Source organism: Halobacillus sp. GSS1 (genome assembly GCF_017307035.1).
Taxonomy (GTDB): Bacteria; Bacillota; Bacilli; order Bacillales; family Halobacillaceae; genus Halobacillus; species Halobacillus litoralis.
In genome coordinates, this window is record NZ_JAFLHE010000002.1 from 12,219 (window position 1) to 38,420 (window position 26,202).

The window sequence follows — 26,202 nt, forward strand, 5'->3', positions numbered from 1 at the left end:
AGTAACTTTCGTTGACAAACAGGTGTAACGCCATTAAGATTAAACGGTCAAAAACGAAATAGACACTGGGGAGGGTTGCTTATGGAACACTTAGATGACCAGGAGCGCCAAGAAGTTTGGACGAATATTAAAGATGCCTTGTTCAATGATCATATCGACCAGTTTCGTGCAGAATTTCTCGAATTGCATCCATATGACCAGGCCCGTATTTTTGAAGATTTGGATAAAGAAATCCGAATGCAGATTTATACCTACCTCTCTCCGGAAGAGGTTGCAGATGTCATGGAGCACATCGATTATGATGAAATTGAACCTTTCTTTACTGAAATGGACCCGACTTTTGCTGCGCAAGTCTTCGCTGAAATGTCGACGGATGATGCTGTTGATATTTTAAACGAATTAGATAAAGATAAAGTGGCGAGTTTCTTGACGATCATGGATGATGATGCAGCTGACGAAATTAAAGACCTGCTTCATTATGAAGAAAAAACCGCTGGTTCTATCATGACAACAGAATTCGTTGTCGTTAAAGCCGGTATGACGATCAAGGAAGCGATGGTTCATCTCAGAACAGAAGCCCCGGATGCCGAGACGATTTATTACACATATGTCATTAATGAAGATAAACGGCTCGTTGGTGTTATTTCGTTGAGGGATTTGATTATATCTGAAGAAGAATGGCTGATATCAGACGTTATGAATGAACGAGTGGTATCGGTCTCAGTCGGTGAAGACCAGGAAGAAGTGGCACGTATGGTGCGCGACTACGACTTTCTTGCCTTACCAGTAGTTGATTTCCAGGACCATCTTCTTGGAATCATCACCGTCGATGACATTATGGACGTCATGGAAGAAGAAGCAAGTGATGACTATTCTAAACTTGCTGCCGTTTCTGACGTTGACAGCCCTGATGACAATGCTTTTGCTTCAGCCAAAAAGCGTTTGCCCTGGCTTGTCATTCTACTTTTCTTGGGAAGTTTAACAGCCAGTCTTATTGGGCGTTTTGAGGACACCTTGGATCAAGTAGCTATTCTCGCTATTTTCATTCCGCTGATTGCCGGAATGGCGGGAAATACTGGAACGCAGGCACTAGCCGTTGCTGTCCGCGGTATCGCTACCGGGGAAATTGAAAAGCAAGGGAAATGGAAAATGATGATGAGAGAAGCAGGGACCGGCATCATTACCGGGCTTTCTTGTGGTGTATTGATCACTCTTATTGTATATATATGGCATGAAAACTTCTATCTAGGCGCATTAGTTGGATTGTCCATCTTTATGACCTTGGTTGTAGCAACATTGGCTGGCTCTCTCGTTCCCCTTCTTATGCATCGTTTAAAGATCGACCCTGCTGTTGCTTCAGGTCCATTCATCACAACGGTGAATGACTTGATTTCCATTCTGATTTACTTTGGACTCGCGACAGCTTTCATGAATTTATTGATTTAAGGAAGGAGGGCGAGTATGGAACATGGTGCATCAGTAACTTCTCTAGTTATTGTAATTATCGCAGCATTCATAACTCCCATCTTACTACACCGTTTTAAATTGAATATCATTCCGGTTGTAGTAGCAGAAATCATCGTAGGATTAATCATCGGTCAAAGTGGATTTGACATAGTAGAACAAGGAAGCTGGTTAGAAATCCTGTCTACATTAGGGTTCATTTTTCTGATGTTCCTCAGTGGGTTGGAAATTGATTTTTCTATATTTGCAAGTAGAAAGAAAAAAGCGAAGCCGGAAAACAAAGGGACAGGTGCTCCGAATCCTGTATGGGTGGCGACTACGGTCTTCATTGGTATTTTCGTTATATCTCTGGCACTTTCTTATCTATTTGTTCTGGCAGGTTTCATTGACAACGCCTTCCTGATGACACTGATTATTTCCACCATTTCATTGGGAGTAGTCGTTCCAACGTTGAAGGATGCACAAATGATGAAGACTACGATTGGTCAGACAATTCTCCTTATTGCGGTCATCGCCGATCTTGTGACGATGATTTTACTGGCTGTTTTCGTATCCATTTATGGGGAAAGCGGTGGAAACACATGGTTACTGCTTATACTTTTTGCAGCAGGTGTGCTTTTCTATTACATCGGCAAAAAGTTTCGTCACCAGTCGTTCGTCGAGACGATGGCCAAAGGGACCATCCAGATCGATACGCGTGCTGTGTTCACACTCATCCTTCTGCTAGTCGCTTTATCGGAAACGGTAGGAGCAGAAAATATTCTTGGTGCTTTCTTAGCAGGTACACTTGTTTCGCTGTTGTCTCCAAACCCGGAGATGGTCAAGCGCTTGGACAGTTTCGGATATGGCTTCTTAATTCCAATCTTTTTCGTAATGGTTGGTGTGGAAATTGATATATGGAGTCTATTTACAGATTCACGTGTTCTCATATTAATTCCACTGTTATTTATCGCCTTGCTCGTCTCTAAGATTGTTCCTGCATTAATTTTGAGTAAGTGGTATGATAAGAAAACAGTTTTTGGATCAGGTTTTATTCTTACTTCCACACTCTCTCTTGTGATTGCTGCGGCTGCCATTGGGAAGCGGGAAGGGATGATTGATGACCAAATGGAAGGAGCCCTGATTCTAGTGGCTGTCCTGACATGTCTTGTGGCACCGATTGTTTTCAAAAAGATTTATGGACGTTTTGAAGATGAAGACCATAAGACGGTCGTTTCCTTTATCGGTTCCAACCGCATGACCCTACCAGTGGTTCGAGAACTGGACATTCATGCTTATGAAACTCATCTATACCATACAAAAATGGATAAAATTGATGAGCGGATCAGCCGTAATTGCTTTGATATCAAAGAGTTAGATGGATATGATGTCGAAAAGATGAAAGAACTTGGAGTCTTCGAGGTAGACTTGTTAGTCGCTTCTACGGGCGACGAAGAAAGAAATGCTGAGATTGCCCGGTTTGCTAAAGAACAAGGAGTAGAGCGAATCATTGTCCGAGTGGAGTCCCCAGACTTATCTCAGGAAATGAAAGACCTCAATATCAATGTTTTCTCCGTATTCTTATCATCAAAAGCACTTCTTAAAGCGATGATTGAAGCGCCAAATGTTGTCGACATATTAACCAAACAAGATAGTGCGCTTTATCAAATCAATATGAACAACTCGGTTTATAATGGCATTCACCTTCGTGAGTTTCCTTTTACTGGAGATGTGATCATGGTTCGTATTTTCCGCGGGAAAGATTCCATCGTCCCTCACGGAGATACAGAATTGAAAATGGGTGACCGTCTAATCGTTACAGGCTCTCATGAGTACGTGGAAGAACTAAAATTGGAACTGGAGTATTGTGAATGGTGTTAACCTATAACCGCTCTTTCTCATCACGAGAAGGAGCGGTTTTTTATATTTCCCTTCTTCCACTATAGCTCCCGTTTGTGGAAGACTCAGTTTCGAGATTTTTGTTGAGTGTATGGGGACTGCGGGGAATGACTCGCTTTCCGCGGGAGCGCGGTGAGCCTCCTCGGACTACGTCCTGTGGGGTCTCACCCTGCACTTTTTCCTCCTAGATATCCGGTTCCGGCGCCTAGCGTCTAGTGAGACTTCCCTCGCTTCTGTACGATAAGTCAACATCGAATCACTTCGTTCTTCGTGTTTCCTTTATCTCCTCCAGCTCAGTCCAGTCCATACGCCGCTGATCAAGGCGCCTGCACACTTAAGATAGGAGTCTCGCCATTCCCCTCCGCCCCTTTGCTATATCAGTGTCTCGAAACCACTTCATGAATAATCAGCTATTCTATTTGATGAGAGTATAAGGATAATACTCCCAAGCCGAGGTACTTGAACCCTGAAAGCTTGATACAGAGCGTTTTATGCTTACACCAACCGGGATAAGACCATCCAACTTTGGTGAAGGGGTTCGTTTACCCCCTCTTTGAATGGGGTGGTTGGGAAGCTGGGAGACTCCCGTGGGAGAAAGGAGATCGGCGAGATCCCGCAGGGCGTAGCCCGAGGAAGCTCGCCACTCCCCCACAGGAAAGCGAGTAGCTTCCCAGCCACCCCCCCTCTGACGCCCAATAGCATAACGAACCCCGAAAATATCTCGATACTGAGTCTTCCACAATCCTGCCAGTTTATTGTATAACATCATTTGTGTTCCTGTTTTTGGATAGGGAGTGGGCTTATGTGAGTGGAAATAGGGAATGGATAAAGGGAGGTTTGTTTTTCGAAAGTTTATGGTTTAAAATAGGAGCAGGTACTAATAACAAATACTAATTCTTATACTACTACCTCAAGGAGGGTGTTCAATATGAACTTTTCACTAGAAGGACGCACGTATGTCGTCATGGGAGTGGCGAACAAACGAAGCATTGCCTGGGGAATTGCCCGCTCGCTTCACTCTGCTGGAGCACGTTTGATTTTTACAGTTGCATCAGAGCGTTTCAAAAAGTCGGTCCAGGATCTTGCTGACACTTTGGAAGGTGGCGAGGAGTCACTCGTTTATGAGTGCGATGTAACAGACGATGAAGCGATCATCCGGACGTTTGAACAGATCAGCAAAGATGTAGGGACGATTCACGGCCTTGCGCACTGTATCGCATTCGCGAATCGTGAGGAATTAAAAGATGAGTTCTTGAACACAAGCCGGGACGGTTTTCTTACTGCCCACAACATCAGTTCTTACTCTCTCACTGCCGTCGCTCGTGCGGCTCAACCGTTAATGGTGGATGGAGGAAGTATCGTCACCCTTACTTATCTTGGTGGAGAACAAGTTGTGAAAAACTATAACGTCATGGGTGTAGCGAAAGCAAGCCTGGATGCCAGCGTCAAATACTTAGCGAACGACCTCGGCAAACATAACATTCGGGTGAATGCTATTTCCGCCGGTCCAATCCGTACCCTTTCCGCTAAGGGAGTCGGGGATTTCAATCAAATTCTTAAAGTGATTGAGGAACGGGCACCATTGGGACGTCCTGTTACCCAAGAAGAAGTCGGTGACACTGGTTATTATTTAATGAGTGATTTATCCCGAGGTGTGACCGGAGAAGTGATTCACGTGGATTCTGGATTCAGCATTGTAGCATATTGATTCAACTCCAAAACCCCGTTTCTACATAGAGTAGAAACGGGGTTTTTTATGAGAATCAGAATCTAAGATACGGCCATATATTTTCTTCCATTTTATTATCACAGGAGGCAACCAACCGCACCACTTCCGTTATGGGAAGCACTTTATTTCCATTAGAACCTTGGATGAGGGCAAAGTGGTGATCATAGCTTCCATGATAAGAAGAGATCCATGTCAATATCTCAGAACATGTAGTCCACTTATCAATTTTCAAAGGAAACATTTGACTGTTTCTTTCTTGCTTCAACTGTTCAGAAATGGATCTTGGCAACGGGGGAGGGGGATAACTTGGCTTTGCAAAATAATACCCTTGCATAAGGGAGATTCCCATTTGAATTAAACAAAGACATTCGCCTTCTCTTTCCACTCCTTCTGCAATAATCCCTGCACCTAACTTCTTTCCGATGTGTTGTAATGCCTCCACCATGTATTGTTTTTCGCGAAATTGATCGATATCGATAATTAAAGACCGGTCAATTTTTAAATAATCCGGTTTTAATTCAGAAATCATTTGCAGTGAGGAATACCCTGCACCCACGTCATCAATCGCTATTTTAAATCCTTGTTTCCTATAATGTTCAAGAAGCTTTCGAAAGTTTTGAAAATCAGAAATGGCGGAGTGCTCTGTAACTTCAAAAACAATCTGGTCCGCGGCGACCCCTGTATTTTTTAATACGGTGTGTGTGAAACCAGGAGTGAAAGACTCGTCATGAATGACATTCGGAGTTAAGTTCACCCACAATTGCTGTTCCTTATGCAGATGGTGGGCAATTGAATCGATGGCAAGTTCTCGTGTGTGTTTTTCGAGATGAAATAATCGGTTCGTTTGATCGGCAAACTGGAAAAGCTCGACGGGGTTGGTAAAGGAAGCGTTCGGAGGGAATCTTGTCAGCGCTTCGTAACCGATTACGCATTCTTTATGTATATCGACGATGGGTTGATAATGGATAAAAAGCTTGTCTTCCTTCATGTATGTAGCAAAAACATCTTCTGATGACTTATGCTCTCGTTGTTGAGCAAGGCTCATGAAAACACTCCTAATCTGTGGTCTACATTTACTTTATCAATCGTAAGATAAAAGAATCGTCGGGTTCTGTTAAATTAGTGTAAAATTTTGAGAGGTTTTGTCAAATGAGGACAGAAGTGAACATGGTCTGCAACTTGGGCATATATATAAAATGATGACCGAATGGAAAAGGAGAGATCTTGATGGCAGAAGAAAAGAGACTTGCTAAGCAGCCGATGCTTTATATTGTCCAACCTAAAGGCTTGAAACCAGCGGAAGTTCCGATGCAAACAAGCTTTCGAAGCCAACGGCCTTCTAAAACAGAAGAGAAGACAGAGCAGCCGCAGGCAGAAGCTCCATCGACTGAGCATGAAATACGGATGCGCAGACAGAACTCCCCCCACCGTCAAGAGCTGGCCAAATTGAACAGATCCGATGAGGGGGAGACAAGTGGTAAAGAAAAGAGTGGAGACCCTTCCTCAGTAAGTACAGAAGAAAAGGATGCACCCCGCGATCGCAGGCAGCGTTTCCATGACATGACGCTTGAGGAAAAAGTTTTATATTTCTTCAATCTTTCCCCACATGTACCGAAAATGAAGTGTGAAGTTTCTACAGAGGAAGAAAGCTATCGTGGGTATATTACGGACTATGTAGATGGAGTCGTGCATATGAAGGTTTTTCAACGCCCGTTTCAGCGGGAGGTAGTGTTTGAAAAAATTAAAGATATTAGGCTTCTAGGGTTTTAGTGAATGATAAAAAACCGCGCATTTGTGCGCGGTTTTTTGTGAATCTTAAAGAGTTGCTGCTGCCGGTAGACATGTTACGTGGCAGAAGCAATTCAAGTCTACTGTGATACAGATTCCTGAAGCACGAAGGTTTCTGCAGCTTTGGTCAGCTGGTGATTTTGGATCGAAACCTCTGTGATGTCTGGATCCTTCCACGTCGTCATCGTCGTCACCATGCCAGCGGTCAGCAAAAAGAAGTTCAAGGATGGCGCAACCATCGTCATCTACAGATTTAACTCTGAAGAAGAAGCTTCCTTTCACTTCACAATCGTCGCCACTTCGTTTTGAACCGTAACCTTTAAAAGGTGTACATCCATCTTTGCAGTAAAGAATGACAGGGACCGTATCAAACCCGGAACCTCCACCAGTGTCACCTAAAAGGTCTGCGATTGAACGCTCACAGCTTGTTGTGCAATCGTGCATGACGTCATTCTGTGCATCGACGATATCTTTAAGAATATCAATCACACATGAACCTGAATCGTATTTTTTTCCACAGCTCATTTTCTAATTTCCCCTTTCCATACGCATTGACGTATTGTCTTTACTAGAATATGAAATGTGTCCGTGTAGGTGTGGGCATTTGTCTCTTTTCTCTTCATCCGGACTTTTTTTGTCGTTCATGGGCAGGAGACTATACCCAACAGGGGCAAACGCCATAGAGTAGAAGTGAATTCGAATAAGGAGTGAATGGAATGTCTGATAAAAAGAAGGTCATCCATGTGAAAGACCTTGTCATTAAAGCGGATAATGTCGTCATCGAGCCTCAGCGTCATGACCGTCATGACCGTGACGACCGTGTCGATCCATTTTTCGGCGGACCGAAACGACGTAGAGAAGAAGATGTAAGAGATGAAAGCAGTTCAAGTAAACGTCGCCATGAAGATGAATCTTCTGACCGCCGTGGGGGATTCCGTTGGTTTTAAGTAAATAAAGAATGAGCCACTACAAGGAACGTAGTGGCTTTTTCTTCATGGGAGAGAGGGAAAATGATGTTAAGTGTGATGGAAATCGTATTGCTGGCACTGGCCACTTTTCGTCTGACACGCCTCATTGTCAGAGATTACATCATGGAATGGGTACGCCGACCTTTTATCGAAGTGAAGGTCATCCAGAATGAGCACGGCATTGAAGAAGAATGGGTGGAACCAAAAGGTTTTATCGGTGAAGGACTCAGTTGTCAATGGTGTGTGGGTGTGTGGTCTGCTTTCATAATGCTTTTCTTCTATATAATAATTCCGTATGGAGAGTGGCTGGTGCTATTACTCGCTCTGGCAGGCTTGCAATCCATCATTTATACGTGGGTCGACCGACAGTGACGGATAAAAAAGAAAAGTCTTTGTTTGAAGTATTAAAGGAAATTGATATGGAAACGTCGAAAATGAATGGAATCATTAAACATCCTGAAAAGAAATTCAACGGATGGGAAAAGGACTTTCAGGCCTGGGATCGTCGCTTCTCGAAGCGGATGACAGATATGGAAAAGTTTCTAACCAAACAAATGGGAAAGATGGAACGTTTCTTTGAGTAGGAAAAAAGGTATAGATAAGCAAAGGAGGCGTCGGGATGGGATATATTCTGCCTGTCAATCATTATCAGTACCAGGATTATCAAATCAGAACGACCCAGCATGAGCGTTCACCTTTTGTCCTTGAAAGAATTTTCAAAGCCACGTTGGATAACAAGATGAAACACAATCAAACTCGTGATCAGGAACCTTTGGGAGACCAGCGGAGGAGTTCAATCCATATACCTGCGAGTACCCACGTAGTGAACAGCATTCATCCTTCATTTCAGAGAAGTGGGACAGAGAAGATTCTTTCTCATATGACAGGAAAAGGACGTCACTTTAGCGAAACTGTATGAAAAAGCTAAAGGAGTCGTGTATATGTCTTTTCAGCAGTTGAATGAATGGTGTTATTACTATCAGGGTTCCGTTAATATTGGATACGTACATCAAGGGGAGGATGGGTTACTCATCGATGCAGGTATCGATGCTTCATCCGTGAAAAAGGTGCTCAAGGAGCTAGAGGAAAGAGAGCTCCCTTTGACGCACCTTTTTATTACCCATGCCCATGCGGATCATTATGGAGGGGCACGGTTTGTTCAGGAAAATTATAATGTACATACTGTAGCTCCCGTATTTGAAGAAGCTATTTTAAGAAATCCAGGCCTTGAACCTCTTTATTTATTCGGAGGGAATGACCCGCTTCCGGAGTTACATAATAAATTTTTGGAAGGACCGGCGATTCGGGTGGATGAAGTCGTGGGGGAAGGGAAAGTAAGGTTTGGTTCGCTAAGAGCGGAAGCTTACCATCTTCCTGGTCATAGTTATCATCAGTTGGCCTTAAAGGTCCATGAAATTCTCTATGCGGCTGACAGCTATTTTAGTGTAGATACCCTGAAAAAGCACAAAATTCCTTTTTTGACGGATGTCAGTTTGACACTGGACAGTTTAGACCGTGTCTCTCAAATTCTATGCAGTGGGGCGGTTCCTGGTCATGGGAAGTTTGAAACTAATCCTATGCTGACGATACAAAACAACATGGATTACCATGAACAGCTGTCTGCCTGGCTGCATCAATACCTTGCTGAAGAGGGTCTGGTTGCACACGAAGTCATCGTCAGAGCTATGTGTAACCAATACAATGTCGAAGCCCAGGGTTTATCCCAATGGCTGTTATTCAGAACGGCGGTCACTGCCTATTTGATTGGATTAAAAAAAGCGGGCCTTGTAGAGGACCGCATCATGAACAATACGTGGAGTTTTTCTATCACAGACCAATAACGAATAAGTCCGGCTCGCCTTCTTTGTGTTCTGCGTACATGATTTCAGCAGGATCGTTGAAGTTCTGTGCTCTCAGTTGTTCTTTTAGCCACTTCTCATCCAAACCTGCTTCTTTGAGATTATCCCATACGACTTCCCCATCACTAATGATCGTACGAGGAAGAGGAACGGGTTGAGGGGCTAAGTTCATATCATCGCGAGTGACATTTTGGTACTGGGATGCTTTTAAAACAGAAATCGTACCGTCTGTCTCAAGGACAGCATATTGAACTTCCTGTATAGAAAAAACATCCTTAGAGCGCAGCAAGTGCTGCAGTTGATTAAGGTCCAGCTTATTCTTCTTCAGTTGATCACGATCGATTTTTCCTTTATATATGACGAGGGAAGGGCTTCCTTCCAAAACCTTACGTGTTCCTTTAAATTTTTGGGTAATCACTTCTGTCGTGTAGATGAGAATAGTCCATAACAAGATGGCAAATCCAACATTAAGTATTCCGACATCTTTATCGTATAAAGCATTACCGACAAGTTCTCCCAGGACAAGAGCAGAAATGAAGTCAAATGCAGTAATTTGGGTGATCTGTGTTTTTCCAAGCAATTTCGTCATAATAAATAGTGCAGAAAAACCAAAAAGTGTTTCCAAAGTAATTTGTAAGTATTCCATACTTCTCACGACCCTTATCTGTAGCCTATACGCATCATTTTAGACAAAAGGGTCTGAGGATAAACGAAAAAACTCCGGAATCCCGGAGTTTCTTTTATTATTATCATTTTATAATTTTTTCACCATCGTTACGTGAGGGATTCCGGCATCCATGAATTGGTCTGAAATGGTCACATATCCAAGAGATTCATAGAAAGATTCTGCTTGGGTTTGAGCGTTCAATTTGGCTTTATCATAAGCATAATCACGGATGACTTCTTCCATAGAATCAATGATTTGTTTACCTAACGATTGGCCCCGGTAATCCTTTAGGACACAAATTCGTTCAAGTTTTCCAAATCCATGAACAAAACGTAGTCGTGAAGCGGCAACCGGCTGTTTTCCCTCATACCCTACAAAATGGATGGCGGAATCATCAAACTCATCGATTTCTATTTCCAAGGGAACCTGTTGTTCCTCTACAAAGACGACGCGTCTCACATAGAAAGCGTCGTCTTTCTGCTGTTTATTCTTCACTTTAATGATATCCAAGGAGCATCACCCTTTGCCGAGGCGGAAGGTTTCATACACACTCCATGCCCCGTTTTCGAGCTGATAAAGCAACTGGAAGCGATCAACTTTATCATTCAAGTCGAACTTCAGCATGCGCAGGCTGCCATATACATCAGAAAACTCTTCATCCGAAAGTTTTTGGGCAATTGTAATATGTGGGACAAACGCGAAATCTTTTTCCTCGGGAAGTTCACCAGCGTGCAATTTGTCATTCAGTTCAAAGATCTCATCGGACGGTTCAATTTTTAAGTAAATCGTATTTGTAACGGGAGAGAAAGAGCTCACCTTGTACACGCCATACGAAAAAGGCTGCGTGTTTTTAGCAATTTCACTCAATTCAGGAATGATTCTATTTTCAATTTCTTCTTCTTCTGCTTCAAAAGCTTCTTTCATCGTGATATGTGGGGGAATCAACGCATAGTGGGGATCGTACCGCTTGCGGTATGAATTCGCCACATCCTGTACTTTTTTTGATGGAAAAACTGCTATTCCGTATCTCATTGGACTAACCCTCCTGTTTCCTTCTATATCGCTATTCCTTACCAAACATCTTCAATAAAGCACGTTCAAAATCCTTCTGCCATGTGCCCCAAGTATGGTCACCGTCTAATTCATGATACGTGTAGGCGAGTGGCTGGCGATTTAAAAAATCGCGCAGTTCACGGTTCGGAGCAAGAAAATTCTTTCTTGCTCCTTCAGTCGTTTCAACATCTGTTTCATCCAACCCAATGGTATGATAAATGGTCAAGGAAGAAAAGTCTTTGGTGGATTGCACGACCTCTTTTACATGTTCATCGACATAAGGACTCTGCATGATGACATTGCCGAATATGTTCGGGAACTTCACTGCTGTCATCAACGCGAGCGTTCCTGCTAAAGAGTCACCGACAAGCGTCCGTCCTCTGCCCATGCAGTAACCAGGCAATTCTTCATCTAAGAAAGGCACAACTTCGCGAATGAGAAAATTTACGTATTCGCCTTGTTTCTTTCCGTCTGGATGGTATTTGTCCTGGCGGTCATATTTGTCATTATAATGGATACCGATGAAAATAGTGTTCTCAATTTCTTGTTCTTTATGGAGCTTGTCACTCAATGTGGCCGCGCGTCCCATCGAGTAATAATCGTTTCCATCCTGCATGATACAGAAATGGTATTTGTATAATGGAGAGAAATTCTTCGGGGTGTACACCCTTAGTGTCATTGTCTCCTGTAAGTATTGACTATCAATGGTATATTCTGTCATGGATCCGTCTCTACCCATTTTCCGACCACCTCCTTACAGCATGGAAAGTTCCTTTAGGCATTCCCATAAAATTTTTCGTATAAACGTTCCATTATTCATTTTATCATATAATTGTCGAAAAAGTTGAAAAGATGATAGTTGGATTTTCAGGTAAAATGTTCTTATGTATTCTTATCGAAGGCCAGGAAATGTCATTCATTATTTCAACGAGACATGGATTCCTTTGAGGATGCCCGGTATGCGCTCCCGCGGAAAGCGAGTCATTCTCTCCATCCCCATCCGCCCAACATCGTTTCGAATCGGAGTCTTCCACAAGCCGGAGCTTTAGTGAAGGAATGGAGCTGCTATTTAGCACGAGCTTGTTGACATGGTTCGTATTTCATAGTATATTATTTCTTGTCAGCAAGTTAAACTCCTTACATACGATTCCGTAGCTCAGCTGGGAGAGCGCCACCTTGACAGGGTGGAGGTCGTTGGTTCGAGCCCAATCGGAATCACTATTAAAAAAGAGAGCATTCATATTGAATGCTCTCTTTTTTTTTTGTAACCTTTAAAATGATGAGTTTAATTTGGAAACGAATTGGCCTATGAGTTACTATCAGGCCCGGGACGTCCCTAGACTTGCTATACTATGACTTTTGTAAGCGGAAGTTTTTATTACAGGCTTCTGCTAATTTTTCTACTTCATTATTAAATCTCTTGAAATCGAGTTTATCCAATTCCTCAACTTTTACAGCATTGATAATCGTTTTTCCGAATATCCAAACATCCTCTTGAATGGCTTGGTCGTGCATGGCGGCGATTTTGTACAAAGATTCGACGACACTATTCATAACAGATATGTCATGATAGCCATATATTTTGATTTGGTAGAAACTCTTATACAAATATTCTTCAAAGGATTTCGGTTGTGCTATTAAGCGAAGTTCCTCATCACCATCAATGTAGTAGCGGATCGGCTCATAAACAGAGGCGAGCTCTATAAGAAGAGAACCAATCCGGTTTATGCAGTTGGTCGCTGTATGAGGATCGTTCAGGCTTGGAGAGATGGCTCTGACTGCAATCTCAACAAGCTTTTGAATAGAGAACTCGACATCCTGTGTATCGATCCGCTCATTCCCGATCAAAACATAGGCTGCGCATGACCCAGGGTTTTCAAGATCTCGATCTGAATCTTTCCAATAATAAAAAAGGGGCATACCTTTTTGGATATAGTCTCCCATTAAAAAGCTTGTTTCGAGAATGAGAGAGTGGTTTTTTGCCCACTTAATAAGGGCGCCGTACTGAACATTCTGAATATAACCCGATTTCTCAGCTGGAATCACTTGGGCTTTTGATTGGTCCAGCGCTTTTAGTTCGTTGTCATCCCATTCGGTGGCTGTATTATAATTTTTTTCTTCAAATGTTTTTACAATAAGTGCGGAGGTGCTTTTTCTTATTGAGCCAATTAAGTTATTCACTTTTAGGAACCGAGAAGAATGGTGAATGAACAATATAAAAAACGCTAAACAAATAATAGATACGATAACCGTAAAGAGGGGACTGACCAAACCTAGGCCTGGTTCTTTTCCCAATAGAAACAGGTTGATGAGAGAAAAAATAAAGCCAAAAGAAAAGACACCTAACACATGTTGAGTCACACGACTCTTCATGAAGTCTTGTAAGGTTCGTGGTGAAAACTGAGTAGTGTACGTTGTCAGTACCACCATGATGGTCGAAAAACTAATCGTGGTCATCGTTAAGATAGAAGTTACCATCGAGCCATATAACGTTTGGGCAACCGATGACTTCGTCAAAAAGAGAGAAGGGATGTTGTTCTTATATTCTGAAATAATCCATTGATCAATCAGGGCGGTTATCGCTACAGCAATGATTGAAAGGATACTGTATATTGTAGGGAGAAACCAAAAGCTGTCTCTGATATTTATCCAAACCTTACTTTTGTTCATTGAAAAACCTACTTCCTCGTATAGTGTATGTTTCTTAGTATGACCGAATTTGGCCGGGATAAAAAGATGCATTTACGTAAACTTAAAAAACTCTTAAGATTTTATTGACACTTTATTTGTTCCGTAGTATATTATTATTTGTCAGCAAAACAGCCGACAAATTTCTACATACGATTCCGTAGCTCAGCTGGGAGAGCGCCACCTTGACAGGGTGGAGGTCGTTGGTTCGAGCCCAATCGGAATCATCCATACTAAGTGCCGGAATGGCGTAGTTTCTCATCCAGGGAGAGGCTGCGTCATTTCTTTTTTTTAGGATAGGATCATCTACTTTTTCTCAAAAGAAAAGAGACAGATCTGTACTGTCTCTAAAATACTTTAAACCTTTTATACTTCCTTGAAGTTGATCGATATGATTCGGTCTGTGGATGGGTTATAGATGACTGTCCCTTCGATACTCATTGTTTCCTGAGGGGATTCCATAACAAACTTGTAAACTTCCTTCACGTTACCGTTCTGCTGGGTTTGGCTCACTTTACTGTAATCGGTAGCATTGTAATTCGGGTAGGCCGATTGAGCAATCTCTAGAAGATATTTGCCCCATTTTTCTTCTTCTAATTGAGGGTTCGGTGTGATTTCTACATTGATAACACCAAGCTCCACACTTGCACCTAAAGCTTCAAAGGCTTTTCTGTGAAGGTTGATTTTATTTTCCGGATAGTTAGGGACCTGGTCGACGACCGTGACTAACACGACCCTTTGGTTGGCAACATTTTTCACTTTGATTGTCTGCCCGCATTGGTAAGGTGAATTTTGACCGACAGCCGCTGTCATGTATCTGTTATTCGACCATGGAATGCCACATTTGGTTACTTCTCCGCCTTCTGTCCAGCTGGCCTGGCCGCGCACCGGTTGTCTTTCACTATAGCCATAGTAGTATCCTGGGTTTCTGTAGGCTTGAGGATAAGCATACCGAGAATAAGGCTGATAGGGATGTGCCCCATAGGGATAGCCATAACCATAAGGGCCATGATTAAAATTGACGTACATTCATTTTCCCCCTGTCATTACTTTAGATCCTCAATAGCCTATGTCATTTTTTGTTTTTGTGTGAACGTCCATTATGTACTCCCGTTTTTCTTTTGAAACAACATATGTAAAGCAGGGCTAATCTACGAGTACCACCCAGTGATCCCCTTTTAATGCATCAGGTGGATCTTTAAAGATGTTCTTATATACAGCCTTCATTTCATCGTACAGTTTTTTTGAATGTATGGTCCTTAAGTACTTGTCTGGATTGTCTTTATATGATTGAAGCTTCTTTAAATCAAGTCCTATCTTATAGGAGTAGAAACGTTCAGAAGACCGCAGAAAAGATTTTTCTGTTGGCTCCGCATCACCTTGGGCAAGTGGGTATTTGCTGTGAATCCGTAATCTTCTTGACGTCTTGTTATCCTCATCAAGTTCCTCACTTACGTCGTAAAATTTCATGAAGGGTGCTGCCGAATCACTATCGATATAACTGGTACGGAAACTGAACTCTACAGCTCCATGCTCACCAGATACGACACAAAAAGCGAGATATGTAATATGATCTGTGACTCCTTGGTCGATTTCCTCCTTGTTACTAAAGCAGTGACAAAAGCTTTTCCTCATGATTACACACCCTCTTCTAATAGATTTTGACCTATTATACCACGCTTAACCTATCATTCGGTGAAAATTAAATTCCAACCAATGTACCTAATCCAATTGTCTTAATTTGTTAATTTACGCTAGATTTACAGTTTTTTAACCATTGTTTCATATTCTCCAAGTAATATGCATACTGCATCGACATAAAACGAGGAGGAATGAAGTTGTTTAGTAAAAAGTATATGAAAAAACTATTGCCTGTGGCTCTAACTACATCTTTGATTCTAGGAGGTTCTGCTTTTACATTTAACGGAGAGATCCTTGCTAAATCTAAAGAAGATAAAGGAAAGGTAGAGAATATTATTTTTCTAATTGGGGATGGAATGGGACCTAACTACACATCCGCTTACCGTTACTTCAAGGATGATCCTGCTACTCCTTATACGGAAAACACAGCATTTGATGAACATTTAATTGGTATGCAGGAGACCTATTCCTGGGATCCGGAAGAGAGTATTACAGATTCCGCTGCTGCTGCAACTTCAATGGCAGCCGGAATTAAAACTTACAACAATGCAATCGCGGTGGACATGGAGAAGAATGAAGTGAAAACTGCTCTAGAGTTGGCGAAGGAAAAAGGCAAAGCAACAGGCCTTGTAGCGACATCTCAAGTCAATCATGCTACACCTGCATCATTCGGTGCTCATGATGAATCCCGACACAATTATAATGATATCGCTGATGATTATTTTGATGAAAAAGTGAATGGTGAACATAAAATTGATGTCTTGCTTGGGGGAGGTACTTCTTATTTCAAAAGGGAAGACCGCGACCTGACTACTGACTTTCAGAAAGATGGATACAGCTATGTGGAATCTCGTGAGGAACTAATGGAAGATTCCAATGAACAAATCGTCGGTTTGTTTGCGCCTAAAGGTATGGACAAAATGATTGACCGTTCTTCAGATGCTCCTTCTCTGGAGGAAATGACTTCTACCGCCTTGGACAGGCTCAGCAAAGATAAAGATGGGTTCTTCCTCATGGTTGAAGGCAGTCAGATTGACTGGGCGGGTCATGATAATGATGTAGTAGCGGCTATGAGTGATATGCAGGATTTTGAAGCTGCCTATGAAGAGGCCATTGAGTTTGCAAAGAATAATAAGAATACATTGGTTGTTACGACAGCTGACCACTCAACAGGCGGAATGACCATGGGTCGTGATGGAGAATATCAGTGGAATCCGGAACCTTTAAAAGCTGCGAAACGTACACCGGACTTTATGGCTTCTGAGATTGCAGAAGGTGCAGGGGTTGAGGAAACATTAGAGCAGTATATCGACCTTGAATTAACAGACGATGAAGTTCAATCCGTCAAAGATGCAGTAGAAAATGGATCAGTCACGGAGATTGATAATGCCATTGAGCACATTTTCGATATTCGCTCCGGTACCGGTTGGACAACTGGCGGCCACACAGGGGAAGATGTAATTGTTTACGGTTATGGGCCTCAGTCTCAGCAATTCGCAGGACTGCATGATAACCATGAGGTTGGACAAAAGGTCATGAACTTGATGGAGAATGGAAAGATGAAAAAGCAGGCACATAAATAAAAGAAAAAGCTTCCCTTCCATAGGGAGGCTTTTTTAGAAAAAGGAGAGAAACCCGTTGAAACATATACTGCTACTATTGAGTTTAGCTATTTCCATTATCCTCACTGGTTGTTCAAACCAGGTGGCTGGAGAAGAAAATGAATCGAAAAATCAACCTCCTTTATTTGAAATCCCGGAACAAACGAAGTATAAAAACAATCCCCAAGCGCCCGATGATCAGGATTTAAAGGAAGTAGGGGACCAAGCAGAGGATATGGATGGGCAGATAGCCCTTAAAGCTATTAAAGAGATGGAGAAGTATGTAGAATTGGGACCGGTCCAAATGGTGGTAAAGGATGTGAAAGTGCTCAATTATTCTCCATCGCCTGACTTGGTGGATTATTTCCATGCCTTTACTCACAATGAAACCAATTTTAATTATATAAAGTTTACCGTCGCTATAAAAAATACGGGAGATCAGAAAGTGAATGTGGCTCCTGTGGAAGTTTTGAAGACGAATACGGGTGAGAAGCTGGGGTTCAATGACGATTTTTATTTGGAAAAGCTAAAAGGAGAGTACGAACCAGGCGAAACACGAGTAGGGCAAATGGGATTCGTCCTCGAACATGATTGGGAAGAATTAGAGACTGTGATGATAGAGACCAGTGATGTTTTGGATCAGGAAGGTAATACGTTGGCAGAAGGAGAAAAAATAGAAGTACAATGGGAATAACCATTTACGTTCGGTAAATAATAGAATAGAAGAAACAAGCGGCCCTCCATCTTCTTAAGATGCAGGGACCGCTTATTTTTGTTTTTCCTCATGCGTTACCCGTTTACAGGTATTCCACCATTCACGTGAATCATTTGACCTGTCACGTAGCTGGAATCATTGCTTGCTAAATAGACATATGCAGGAGCGAGCTCATACGGCTGTCCCGGACGCCCCATGGGATTCGTTGAACCGAATTCCGCGACTTTTTGTTTATCAAAACTTGCAGGGATCAATGGTGTCCAAATGGGTCCAGGTGCGACGCCGTTCACACGGATGCCTTTACTTACTAAGGACTTGGCGAGAGAACGTGTGAATGTGGTAATGGCTCCTTTGGTTGAAGAATAGTCAATCAATTGCTCATTCCCCTCATAAGCAGTAACGGAAGAGGTGTTAATGATGGTGCTTCCCTTTTGCAGGTGAGGGATAATCGCTTTAGCCATATATACATAAGAAAAGAAATTCACCCGAAAGGTCTTCTCAAGCTGCTGATTCGTAATAGCCATGAGGTCTTTTTGCGGGAATTGCATCGCTGCATTGTTTACGAGCACATCAATTTTTCCGAAGTCTGCTTTGATACGCTGGACGGTTTCCTCACAGAACGCTGCACTTCCGATATCTCCATTATATAGGTGACATGTGCGACCTTCCGATTCAATCAGCTGTTTGGTTTTATCAGCATCTTCCTGTTCGTTGAGGTATAACACAGCAACATCTGCGCCTTCCTTAGCGAAATAAAGGCTTACTGCCCTTCCAATTCCACTATCTCCTCCAGTAATAACCGCCACTTTCCCTTTTAATTTTCCACTTCCTATATAGTTTGGATCCACATATTCCGGAAGCGGCTTCATTTCATATTCAAAACCTGGCTGCCGTTCCTGATGCTGCTTCGGCTGAATTTCCTTCTTTTGATTGCTCATCAGAATCCTCCTGTATGTAAAATACTGGATGACCTGGTCACCCAATATTAGGATGCCCAGGTCATCCAGTTTTACCCAAATCGTAAATATCCCCTTACCAAAAGGTCATTGTGTCAAAATGGGAGGTTTTTGATTTGACACTTCGTCCATTGATGTAGGAATTTTCTGAATTTATAATATATTTGAAGGGTGTAAAGGAACAGAATCTACGAGTAGAGGTGAAAAAATGGAGACAACTTTCTCAAAAAAGAATCAGGTAACGATCAAGAACTTCATTGGTGGCGAGTGGGTTTCGGCGGAAAGCGGGCAAGTGGAGGACGTACCCAATCCTGCGACAGGAGAGATCATTGCCCAAGTTCCCATTTCATCAAAAGAGGATGTAGATAAAGCGGTTCAGTCAGCCAGAGAGGCATTCAAGACGTGGAAAAAGGTGCCGGTACCAAAGCGTGCCAGAGTAATGTTCAAGTACCATCAGTTGTTGGTGGAAAATCGTGAGGAGCTTGCGAAAGCCCTCACACAGGAAAATGGAAAGACGATGAAAGATGCGACAGGTGAAGTACAGCGCGGCATTGAATGTGTGGAATTCGCAGCAGGTGCACCAAGCCTTATGATGGGTGATGTTCTACCTGATATTGCGGAAGGAATCGACTCTGGGATGTACCGCTATCCTGTAGGAGTCGTCGGTGGAATCACACCATTCAATTTCCCAATGATGGTGCCTTTATGGATGTTCCCGCTCGCGATCGTTTGTGGGAATACATTTGTATTGAAACCGTCTGAACGTACTCCAATCCTTGCGAAAATGCTCGTCGAGTTGATTCATGAAGCGGGTCTTCCGAAAGGTGTACTCAATGTTGTTAACGGTGCTCATGATGTTGTAAACGGATTACTCGAGCATGACGAAGTCGACGCCATTTCATTCGTTGGATCTCAGCCTGTTGCAGAATATGTGTATAAAACGGCCGCTAACCATGGTAAGAGAGTTCAAGCACTCGCTGGAGCAAAGAACCACTCCATCGTTCTCCCGGACTGTAACTTAGATAAGTCGGTAGAAGGTATCATCAATGCCGCTTTTGGAAGTGCAGGAGAGCGTTGCATGGCATGTTCTGTTGTTGTAGCGGTAGGTGATGTAGCTGACGACCTTGTAGCCAAATTAAAAGAAGCCGCTGACCAGTTAAATGTAGGAAATGGTTTAGATCAGGAAACCAATCTAGGACCATTGATTCGTGACTCCCACCGCGAGCGTGTTCTCGGCTATATCGAAGCCGGGGAACAGGATAATGCGAAGCTCGTACGTGATGGTCGAGTAGAACTTCGAGAGAATGAGTCCGGTTATTTCCTTGGTGCGACGATTTTTGATTACGTCACCGATGAAATGAAGATCTGGAAAGATGAGATTTTTGCTCCTGTTCTTAGTATTGTTCGTGCCGATTCACTTGACGAAGCAATCGAAACGGCCAACAAATCTGAATTCGCCAATGGTGCTGTTATTTACACATCAAGCGGAAAAGCCGTTCAACAGTTCAGAGAAGAGATGGATGCCGGAATGCTTGGTGTTAATGTCAACGTTCCTGCCCCAATGGCGTTCTTCCCGTTCTCTGGAAATAAGAAGTCCTTCTATGGCGATCTCCATGCCAACGGTAAGGATGGCTTAAATTTCTATACGAAGCGTAAAATGCTGACTCAACGCTGGTACTGATTATCTGGTGCGCGGACTTTTGAACATACCGCGCACCTTCCACTTAACATCCACAAATTCCCTGCCAATCTTACAAAAAATCTAAACAAAACATGCAACATTTAACATTATGTATAATGGAATTGTTGAATTTTTCATGTAAAGTGAAATTAGTTATTTAAAAATTCAGTAAATAAAGAAAATTAAATCATAGGAGGTGAGTCTGGATTTAAGAAATCACAATCTTGGGGGATTTGATTTCAAGGTGAATGGACAACAAAACAGGATTACATAAGGAGGAATTATAGTGTCTGATAAAGTCCAAATCGGTTTGATCCAGGCATCACATGATGTGGATGGAAGTGAGCCTGTAGAAGTTCACAAACAACATTCCATAGAAAAGCATATCAAACTAGTGAAAGAAGCAGCGGAAAAAGGGGCGCAGATCATCTGCCTTCAGGAAATCTTCTATGGTCCATATTTTTGCTCGGAGCAAAACCCGAAGTGGTACGATTCCGCAGAAGAAATTCCAAATGGTCCAACGACGATACGTTTCCAGGAGCTTGCGAAGGAGTTAGGCGTCGTCATTGTTCTGCCTATCTATGAAAAAGAGGGGATTTCGACGTACTACAATACAGCGGCGGTCATCGATGCGGATGGATCTTATCTAGGAAAATACCGTAAACACCATATTCCACAAGTAGCTGTAGGGGACAAAGGGCACGGATTTTGGGAGAAATATTACTTCAAGCCAGGAAACCTCGGCTATCCTGTATTCGATACGGCCTTTGCCAAAGTTGGTGTTTATATCTGCTATGACCGCCACTTCCCTGAAGGGGCTAGATTGTTAGGTTTGAACGGGGCAGAAGTGGTCTTCAACCCATCAGCAACTGTAGCTGGACTTTCTGAGTATTTATGGAAACTTGAGCAGCCTGCTCATGCCGTAGCGAATGGGTATTATCTTGGTGCTATCAACCGTGTCGGTTATGAAGGACCGTGGAATATGGGTGAATTTTATGGACAGTCATATCTTGTCGACCCGCGCGGAAACTTCGTCGAAACGGCCAGCCGTGATCAAGATGAAGTCCTCATTGCAGAAATGGACAAGAAGTTTATCCGTGAAGTACGTGACACGTGGCAGTTCTATCGCGACCGCCGTCCTGAAACTTACGAAAACATGGTTGAGCTTCTCCCTTAAAACCTATTCATCAGACACAAAGTAGAAGTTCTGCATAGAGCAAAAGAAAATGAACCATTTTCTCTATGTGGAACTTTTTTATTAAGAGGCCTATCCAAAAGCCTCTCTTTTATTAAAGGAGGGAAACATCTTGACCCAGTTAAAGAGCAAAGGAATTTCATTAGAAAATCTGAAGGTGAACTTCGAGGAAGTCCATGACGGACTGAATGCTCAGGAAGCGATGGAAGAATCGAACCGATGTCTATATTGTTACGACGCACCTTGTATCCAGGCTTGTCCAACAGGAATTGATATCCCGAAATTCATTAAAAAGATTGCCTCTGGCAACTTAAAAGGATCGGCGACAACCATCATGTCGTCCAATCCTGTCGGAGCGACCTGCGCCCGTGTTTGTCCGACGGAAGAGTTGTGCGAAGGCGCTTGTGTATTGAACCATTCCACTGAACCGATTTTAATTGGAGATTTACAACGGTTTGCCACAGATTGGGCCATCAAAAATGAACAGCTGTTGTTCAAGCCTGGCAAAAAGAACGGAAAAAAAGTTGCCGTTGTGGGTGGAGGCCCTGCGGGGTTAGCGGCAGCCAGAGAACTTGCCAGGTTTGGTTATGACGTGACAATTTTTGAAGCCGAAGCTGAAGCAGGCGGTCTTGACACCTACGGAATTGTTTCTTTCCGGCTTCCACAGGATATATCCCGCTGGGAAGTCGACCAAGTCGAGAAGCTTGATGTTGAAATCCGCACCAATACGCGTGTAGGCACAGATGTTTCTTTTGAAGAGCTGACCAATGATTATGATTCGATCGTTTTGACAATCGGAATGGGGAATGTTCCAATGCTAGGCATTGCTGGAGAGGATCTGAACGGTGTGCATGACGCGATTGATTTTGTGAAAAGTACAAAATCCGGACCGATCACCGACGAGCTCCTTGGGAAAAATGTCGTCGTTGTCGGAGCTGGTAACACAGCTATTGATGCAGCGACTTGTGCCGCTCGAAAAGGTGCTGGAGATGTAAAGATCGTCTATCGCCGGACAAGGAATGAAATGACTGCTTATGAGTTTGAATATGATTTCGCGAAGCAGGATGATGTCGAATTCAACTGGCTCACACAACCCGTTGAAATCATTGGTGACGATAACGGGAAAGTCACTCAATTAAAATGCGTGAAGATGGCGCTCGGTGAACCGGATGCAGATGGACGACGCCGACCATCTCCTGTGGAAAACTCTGAATTTGTTATGGGAGTGGACGCTGTCATTAAAGCGATTGGACAAAGTCGTTATACCGATCTTATTGAAGGGTTTGGGCTGGATCATGAAGGTGGCGTTGTCACAGTCGATCCAGAAACATTGCAGACATCGAACCCGAAAGTTTTTTCAGCGGGAGATGTCATTTTTGCCAAAGGTCAGGGAGAAGCGATGGTCGTGACAGCTGCACAGCAAGGAAAAGAGGCGGCGATGGCGATCCACAAACAACTGGCACCTGAACCGACGAACGCCTACAAATCTTTCAACAAGGAGGAACATACATGGCTGACTTAAGTTTGAATTTAGCAGGAATTAAATCACCAAATCCATACTGGCTCGCGTCTGCGCCTCCAACAAACTCAGGCTATCAGGTCCAGCGCGCATTTGAAGCGGGGTGGGGTGGAGCTGTTTGGAAAACTTTGGGTGAACCGATTTTAAACGTATCCTCTCGTTTTGCTGCCGTAGGGTTTAACGGAAAACAAGTGGCTGGATTCAATAATATTGAGCTGATTACAGACCGTCCATTGGAAGTGAACTTGAAAGAAATTTATGAAACGAAAAAAAGGTTTCCAAACCATGCGATTATCGCTTCGTTAATGGTTGAACCGACTCAGGAAAAATGGCATGAAATCGTCAAACGTGTCGAAGATGTCGGAGTGGACGGACTGGAGTTGAACTTCGGGTGTCCACACGGGATGGCGGAGCGCGGCATGGGGGCAGCATCCGGGCAGGTTCCAGAGCTTGTTGAGAAGCAGACGATGTGGGCTAAAGAAGTCGCACAAACGCCTGTCATCGTAAAACTCACACCGAATATTACCGATATTACTTTCACAGCAGAAGCAGCCGTTAATGGCGGCGCGGATGCGGTCAGTATGATTAACACAATCAACAGTCTAGCTGGGGTCGATATCGATTCATGGGATACGATTCCTAACGTAGCCGGAAAAGGAGCCCACGGTGGATACTGTGGTCCTGCTGTTAAGCCAATTGCATTGAACATGGTGGCTGAATGTGCCCGTCATCCGAAAATCAATGTTCCGATTTCCGGAATGGGCGGAGTATCGAGCTGGAGAGAAGCGGTCGAGTTCATGCTGATGGGCGCCACAGGTGTCCAGGTCTGTACTGCTGCGATGCACCACGGATTCAGCATCATTGAGGATATGGTCGATGGTCTGGACAATTATCTTGATGAAAAAGGCATTGATTCTGTAATGGATCTTGTTGGAAAGTCTGTCGAGAAGTATAGCGACTGGGGCAATCTGGACCTCAACCACCAAGTTGTTGCTCAAATCAATAACGATGTATGCATCAACTGTAATAAGTGTCATATCGCGTGTGAAGATACTTCTCACCAGTGTATCGACATGTTGAAGGATGCTGACGGTAACGACATTTTGAAAGTACGTGAAGAAGATTGTGTAGGGTGTAACCTCTGTAGCATCGTATGCCCAGTTGATGGCGCGATTGACATGGTCGAGTATGCGAACGGCAAGCCACCGATGACATGGAATGAAAGACAAGCAGCGATCGGTGCCGCCTCTTCATGTGATGTGAATTTAATAAAATAAATATAACGGAGGGATAAGATGAAGAAAATCATCAAAAATGGAACGATTGTGACAGCCGCTGATACGTATAAAGCAGATATTCTTATTGAAAATGAAAAGATTGCCTTGATCGGTCAAGACTTGAACGATTCAGCCGCGGAAGTTGTAGATGCGGAAGGAAACTACATATTCCCTGGTGGAATAGATCCGCATACGCACCTTGAAATGCCGTTTGGAGGAACAGTCAGTAAGGATGATTTTGAAACAGGTACGATTGCGGCAGCGCACGGTGGAACGACCACAGTCATCGACTTCTGCCTGACAGATAAAGGTAAACCTCTACAAAATTCCATTGATCAGTGGCACGCGAAATCAAAGGATAAATCCGTCATCGACTACAGCTTTCACCTTATGATTGGTGAAATGAACGAAGATGTCCTTGAGCAGTTACCAAGTGTCATTGAGGACGAAGGGATTACCTCATTTAAGGTGTTCATGGCCTATAAAAATGTGTTCCAGGCAGATGACGGCACTCTTTTCCGTACATTAGAACAAGCGAAAAAACTGGGTGCATTAGTCATGGTCCACGCCGAGAATGGTGATGTGATCGATCATCTGGTCAATAAAGCGTTGGAAGCTGGACAAACAGATCCGATCTACCATGCGTTGACGCGGCCTCCAGAAGTAGAGGGTGAAGCGACAGGTCGTGCAGCAGAATTGACGGGACTTGCTGATTCTCAGCTGTATGTCGTCCACGTGACTTGTGAACAAGCGGTCGAAGCGATTGCAAAAGCTCGTAAAAAGGGGTACAACGTCACAGGGGAAACGTGTCCGCAATACTTGGTTCTCGATCAAAGTTACTTAGAAAAGCCAGACTTCGAAGGTGCGAAATATGTGTGGTCTCCACCACTTCGTGAAAAGCACCACCAGGAAGTGTTATGGAACGCGCTTAAGACAGGAGATCTGCAAACGCTTGGTTCAGACCAGTGCTCCTTTGACTTTAAAGGTCAAAAAGACTTAGGTAAAGGCGACTTCACGAAGATTCCGAATGGTGGACCAATCATCGAAGATCGCGTCAGTATTCTTTTCTCTGAAGGGGTGAAGAAAGGAAGAATTACACTGAATGAGTTCGTAGATATTACGTCTACGAAAATTGCGAAGACATTCGGCCTTTTCCCGCAGAAAGGAACGATTTCAGTCGGCGCAGATGCGGATATCGTCATCTTCGACCCGACTGTAGAACGCACGATTTCTGTAGAAACGAGTCACATGGCTGCCGATTACAATCCTTTTGAAGGAATGAAAGTGACTGGGCAGCCGGTCAGTGTCCTCTCCCGTGGTGACTATGTCATTAAGAACAAAGAATTTGTCGGTAAACTTGGAAAAGGAAATTATTTGAAACGCTCCAGATACGGGGAACTGACATCCTCCAAAGAAGAACTTTATCAGAAGTAACCTGTCCGTATGCCATGGAATGTAGGCTGCCTCGCTTCAAGCCAGGCAGCCTTTTAAAAAACAGGTATAGGTAGGAGGAGTCCAAAAGT

General features: G+C 43.3%; 26 protein-coding genes and 2 tRNA genes. 18 read left to right on the forward strand and 10 right to left on the reverse strand.

Annotated elements, in window-relative coordinates; genetic code table 11:
• Positions 1-81 precede the first annotated feature (81 nt).
• The 3 genes from mgtE to fabI all read left to right on the forward strand — a co-directional run bounded on the left by mgtE (position 82) and on the right by fabI (position 5,050).
• Positions 82-1,446 (forward strand): magnesium transporter, encoded by a 1,365-nt coding sequence (gene mgtE / locus J0K78_RS06500; protein ID WP_160912041.1) that lies wholly within the window; start codon positions 82-84, stop codon positions 1,444-1,446.
• Positions 1,447-1,461: 15 nt separating this feature from the next.
• On the forward strand, positions 1,462-3,324 hold the full coding sequence (locus J0K78_RS06505; RefSeq protein WP_206945939.1) for a monovalent cation:proton antiporter family protein: 1,863 nt from the start codon (positions 1,462-1,464) through the stop codon (positions 3,322-3,324).
• Between the two features lie 946 nt (positions 3,325-4,270).
• Positions 4,271-5,050, forward strand: coding sequence for an enoyl-ACP reductase FabI (fabI, locus tag J0K78_RS06510; protein ID WP_206945940.1), 780 nt, complete (start codon positions 4,271-4,273; stop codon positions 5,048-5,050).
• Between the two features lie 55 nt (positions 5,051-5,105).
• On the opposite strand, the gene J0K78_RS06515 is transcribed toward fabI, so the two are convergent.
• On the reverse strand, positions 5,106-6,116 hold the full coding sequence (locus tag J0K78_RS06515) for an EAL domain-containing protein (protein WP_206945941.1): 1,011 nt from the start codon (positions 6,114-6,116) through the stop codon (positions 5,106-5,108).
• Between the two features lie 182 nt (positions 6,117-6,298).
• Between J0K78_RS06515 and J0K78_RS06520 the strand changes: the two genes are divergently transcribed.
• On the forward strand, positions 6,299-6,841 hold the full coding sequence (locus J0K78_RS06520; protein ID WP_206945942.1) for a CotO family spore coat protein: 543 nt from the start codon (positions 6,299-6,301) through the stop codon (positions 6,839-6,841).
• 45 nt (positions 6,842-6,886) lie between these two features.
• On the opposite strand, the gene J0K78_RS06525 is transcribed toward J0K78_RS06520, so the two are convergent.
• Positions 6,887-7,384, reverse strand: coding sequence for a CotY/CotZ family spore coat protein (locus tag J0K78_RS06525; RefSeq protein WP_206945943.1), 498 nt, complete (start codon positions 7,382-7,384; stop codon positions 6,887-6,889).
• Between the two features lie 191 nt (positions 7,385-7,575).
• Here J0K78_RS06525 and J0K78_RS06530 point away from each other — a divergent pair, with 191 nt between their 5' ends.
• From J0K78_RS06530 to J0K78_RS06550, 5 genes are all read left to right on the forward strand, one after another.
• On the forward strand, positions 7,576-7,806 hold the full coding sequence (locus J0K78_RS06530; protein WP_160912052.1) for a hypothetical protein: 231 nt from the start codon (positions 7,576-7,578) through the stop codon (positions 7,804-7,806).
• 63 nt (positions 7,807-7,869) lie between these two features.
• Positions 7,870-8,199: a DUF1360 domain-containing protein gene (locus J0K78_RS06535; protein ID WP_242517750.1), complete on the forward strand. Its 330-nt coding sequence runs from the start codon at positions 7,870-7,872 to the stop codon at positions 8,197-8,199.
• The gene (locus J0K78_RS06540; RefSeq protein ID WP_206945944.1) at positions 8,196-8,411 is read left to right on the forward strand and encodes a hypothetical protein; all 216 of its coding nucleotides are present in this window, start codon (positions 8,196-8,198) and stop codon (positions 8,409-8,411) included. Before J0K78_RS06535 ends, J0K78_RS06540 begins: the two co-directional genes overlap by 4 nt.
• A 35-nt stretch (positions 8,412-8,446) precedes the next feature.
• Positions 8,447-8,746 carry a hypothetical protein gene (locus tag J0K78_RS06545; RefSeq protein WP_206945945.1) on the forward strand — a complete coding sequence of 100 codons (300 nt, stop codon included), beginning with the start codon at positions 8,447-8,449 and terminating at the stop codon, positions 8,744-8,746.
• Positions 8,747-8,768: 22 nt separating this feature from the next.
• Positions 8,769-9,668 (forward strand): MBL fold metallo-hydrolase, encoded by a 900-nt coding sequence (locus tag J0K78_RS06550; protein ID WP_206945946.1) that lies wholly within the window; start codon positions 8,769-8,771, stop codon positions 9,666-9,668.
• Here the strand turns inward: J0K78_RS06550 and J0K78_RS06555 are convergent.
• The 4 genes from J0K78_RS06555 to J0K78_RS06570 form a co-directional block, all read right to left on the reverse strand.
• On the reverse strand, positions 9,655-10,332 hold the full coding sequence (locus J0K78_RS06555; protein ID WP_206945947.1) for a YetF domain-containing protein: 678 nt from the start codon (positions 10,330-10,332) through the stop codon (positions 9,655-9,657). The two genes, J0K78_RS06550 and J0K78_RS06555, sit on opposite strands and share 14 nt — an antisense overlap.
• A gap of 108 nt (positions 10,333-10,440) precedes the next feature.
• On the reverse strand, positions 10,441-10,863 hold the full coding sequence (locus J0K78_RS06560) for a GNAT family N-acetyltransferase (RefSeq protein ID WP_206945948.1): 423 nt from the start codon (positions 10,861-10,863) through the stop codon (positions 10,441-10,443).
• Between the two features lie 6 nt (positions 10,864-10,869).
• Positions 10,870-11,385 (reverse strand): 2'-5' RNA ligase family protein, encoded by a 516-nt coding sequence (locus tag J0K78_RS06565; protein ID WP_160912063.1) that lies wholly within the window; start codon positions 11,383-11,385, stop codon positions 10,870-10,872.
• 31 nt (positions 11,386-11,416) lie between these two features.
• Positions 11,417-12,145, reverse strand: a complete 729-nt coding sequence (locus tag J0K78_RS06570) for an alpha/beta hydrolase (RefSeq protein ID WP_206945949.1) — start codon at positions 12,143-12,145, stop codon at positions 11,417-11,419.
• Between the two features lie 406 nt (positions 12,146-12,551).
• Between J0K78_RS06570 and J0K78_RS06575 the strand changes: the two genes are divergently transcribed.
• Positions 12,552-12,624, forward strand: a tRNA-Val gene (locus J0K78_RS06575).
• Positions 12,625-12,756: 132 nt separating this feature from the next.
• Here the strand turns inward: J0K78_RS06575 and J0K78_RS06580 are convergent.
• On the reverse strand, positions 12,757-14,076 hold the full coding sequence (locus J0K78_RS06580; protein ID WP_206945950.1) for a DUF2254 domain-containing protein: 1,320 nt from the start codon (positions 14,074-14,076) through the stop codon (positions 12,757-12,759).
• 172 nt (positions 14,077-14,248) lie between these two features.
• On the opposite strand from J0K78_RS06580, the gene J0K78_RS06585 reads away from it, so the two are divergent.
• Positions 14,249-14,321, forward strand: a tRNA-Val gene (locus J0K78_RS06585).
• 139 nt (positions 14,322-14,460) lie between these two features.
• On the opposite strand, the gene J0K78_RS06590 is transcribed toward J0K78_RS06585, so the two are convergent.
• On the reverse strand, positions 14,461-15,123 hold the full coding sequence (locus J0K78_RS06590; protein WP_206945951.1) for a DUF3889 domain-containing protein: 663 nt from the start codon (positions 15,121-15,123) through the stop codon (positions 14,461-14,463).
• Positions 15,124-15,240: 117 nt separating this feature from the next.
• A complete protein-coding gene (locus J0K78_RS06595; protein WP_206945952.1) occupies positions 15,241-15,729 on the reverse strand; it encodes a hypothetical protein in 489 nt (162 codons plus the stop codon).
• A 197-nt stretch (positions 15,730-15,926) separates the two neighbouring features.
• Between J0K78_RS06595 and J0K78_RS06600 the strand changes: the two genes are divergently transcribed.
• Together J0K78_RS06600 and J0K78_RS06605 are read left to right on the forward strand one after the other, a co-directional pair.
• Positions 15,927-17,318 carry an alkaline phosphatase gene (locus tag J0K78_RS06600; protein WP_206945953.1) on the forward strand — a complete coding sequence of 464 codons (1,392 nt, stop codon included), beginning with the start codon at positions 15,927-15,929 and terminating at the stop codon, positions 17,316-17,318.
• Between the two features lie 55 nt (positions 17,319-17,373).
• Entirely contained in the window at positions 17,374-18,030 is a 657-nt protein-coding gene (locus J0K78_RS06605) for a hypothetical protein (protein ID WP_206945954.1), read from the forward strand.
• 95 nt (positions 18,031-18,125) lie between these two features.
• On the opposite strand, the gene J0K78_RS06610 is transcribed toward J0K78_RS06605, so the two are convergent.
• On the reverse strand, positions 18,126-18,989 hold the full coding sequence (locus J0K78_RS06610; protein WP_206945955.1) for an SDR family oxidoreductase: 864 nt from the start codon (positions 18,987-18,989) through the stop codon (positions 18,126-18,128).
• 226 nt (positions 18,990-19,215) lie between these two features.
• On the opposite strand from J0K78_RS06610, the gene J0K78_RS06615 reads away from it, so the two are divergent.
• The 5 genes from J0K78_RS06615 to hydA all read left to right on the forward strand — a co-directional run bounded on the left by J0K78_RS06615 (position 19,216) and on the right by hydA (position 26,113).
• Complete coding sequence (locus tag J0K78_RS06615) at positions 19,216-20,688, forward strand: CoA-acylating methylmalonate-semialdehyde dehydrogenase (RefSeq protein WP_206945956.1); 1,473 nt, start codon at positions 19,216-19,218, stop codon at positions 20,686-20,688.
• A gap of 286 nt (positions 20,689-20,974) precedes the next feature.
• Complete coding sequence (locus J0K78_RS06620; RefSeq protein WP_160912079.1) at positions 20,975-21,865, forward strand: nitrilase-related carbon-nitrogen hydrolase; 891 nt, start codon at positions 20,975-20,977, stop codon at positions 21,863-21,865.
• A gap of 130 nt (positions 21,866-21,995) precedes the next feature.
• Positions 21,996-23,405: an NAD(P)-dependent oxidoreductase gene (locus J0K78_RS06625; RefSeq protein WP_206945957.1), complete on the forward strand. Its 1,410-nt coding sequence runs from the start codon at positions 21,996-21,998 to the stop codon at positions 23,403-23,405.
• On the forward strand, positions 23,393-24,679 hold the full coding sequence (gene preA, locus J0K78_RS06630; protein WP_206945958.1) for an NAD-dependent dihydropyrimidine dehydrogenase subunit PreA: 1,287 nt from the start codon (positions 23,393-23,395) through the stop codon (positions 24,677-24,679). Before J0K78_RS06625 ends, preA begins: the two co-directional genes overlap by 13 nt.
• An 18-nt stretch (positions 24,680-24,697) precedes the next feature.
• Positions 24,698-26,113, forward strand: a complete 1,416-nt coding sequence (hydA, locus tag J0K78_RS06635) for a dihydropyrimidinase (protein WP_206945959.1) — start codon at positions 24,698-24,700, stop codon at positions 26,111-26,113.
• The last annotated feature ends 89 nt before the right edge of the window (positions 26,114-26,202 follow it).

Excerpts from the sequence above, each read along its gene's own strand:
- J0K78_RS06570 (WP_206945949.1), bottom strand. The coding sequence starts at position 12,145 with ATGGGTAGAGACGGATCCATGACAGAATATACCATTGATAGTCAATAC.
- fabI (WP_206945940.1), top strand. The coding sequence starts at position 4,271 with ATGAACTTTTCACTAGAAGGACGCACGTATGTCGTCATGGGAGTGGCG.
- J0K78_RS06515 (WP_206945941.1), bottom strand. The coding sequence starts at position 6,116 with ATGAGCCTTGCTCAACAACGAGAGCATAAGTCATCAGAAGATGTTTTT.
- J0K78_RS06590 (WP_206945951.1), bottom strand. The coding sequence starts at position 15,123 with ATGTACGTCAATTTTAATCATGGCCCTTATGGTTATGGCTATCCCTAT.
- J0K78_RS06615 (WP_206945956.1), top strand. The coding sequence starts at position 19,216 with ATGGAGACAACTTTCTCAAAAAAGAATCAGGTAACGATCAAGAACTTC.
- J0K78_RS06525 (WP_206945943.1), bottom strand. The coding sequence starts at position 7,384 with ATGAGCTGTGGAAAAAAATACGATTCAGGTTCATGTGTGATTGATATT.
- J0K78_RS06565 (WP_160912063.1), bottom strand. The coding sequence starts at position 11,385 with ATGAGATACGGAATAGCAGTTTTTCCATCAAAAAAAGTACAGGATGTG.
- J0K78_RS06545 (WP_206945945.1), top strand. The coding sequence starts at position 8,447 with ATGGGATATATTCTGCCTGTCAATCATTATCAGTACCAGGATTATCAA.
- J0K78_RS06520 (WP_206945942.1), top strand. The coding sequence starts at position 6,299 with ATGGCAGAAGAAAAGAGACTTGCTAAGCAGCCGATGCTTTATATTGTC.
- preA (WP_206945958.1), top strand. The coding sequence starts at position 23,393 with ATGGCTGACTTAAGTTTGAATTTAGCAGGAATTAAATCACCAAATCCA.
- J0K78_RS06505 (WP_206945939.1), top strand. The coding sequence starts at position 1,462 with ATGGAACATGGTGCATCAGTAACTTCTCTAGTTATTGTAATTATCGCA.
- J0K78_RS06535 (WP_242517750.1), top strand. The coding sequence starts at position 7,870 with ATGATGTTAAGTGTGATGGAAATCGTATTGCTGGCACTGGCCACTTTT.
- J0K78_RS06610 (WP_206945955.1), bottom strand. The coding sequence starts at position 18,989 with ATGAGCAATCAAAAGAAGGAAATTCAGCCGAAGCAGCATCAGGAACGG.
- J0K78_RS06595 (WP_206945952.1), bottom strand. The coding sequence starts at position 15,729 with ATGAGGAAAAGCTTTTGTCACTGCTTTAGTAACAAGGAGGAAATCGAC.
- J0K78_RS06600 (WP_206945953.1), top strand. The coding sequence starts at position 15,927 with ATGAAGTTGTTTAGTAAAAAGTATATGAAAAAACTATTGCCTGTGGCT.
- J0K78_RS06530 (WP_160912052.1), top strand. The coding sequence starts at position 7,576 with ATGTCTGATAAAAAGAAGGTCATCCATGTGAAAGACCTTGTCATTAAA.
- mgtE (WP_160912041.1), top strand. The coding sequence starts at position 82 with ATGGAACACTTAGATGACCAGGAGCGCCAAGAAGTTTGGACGAATATT.
- J0K78_RS06580 (WP_206945950.1), bottom strand. The coding sequence starts at position 14,076 with ATGAACAAAAGTAAGGTTTGGATAAATATCAGAGACAGCTTTTGGTTT.
- hydA (WP_206945959.1), top strand. The coding sequence starts at position 24,698 with ATGAAGAAAATCATCAAAAATGGAACGATTGTGACAGCCGCTGATACG.
- J0K78_RS06555 (WP_206945947.1), bottom strand. The coding sequence starts at position 10,332 with ATGGAATACTTACAAATTACTTTGGAAACACTTTTTGGTTTTTCTGCA.
- J0K78_RS06550 (WP_206945946.1), top strand. The coding sequence starts at position 8,769 with ATGTCTTTTCAGCAGTTGAATGAATGGTGTTATTACTATCAGGGTTCC.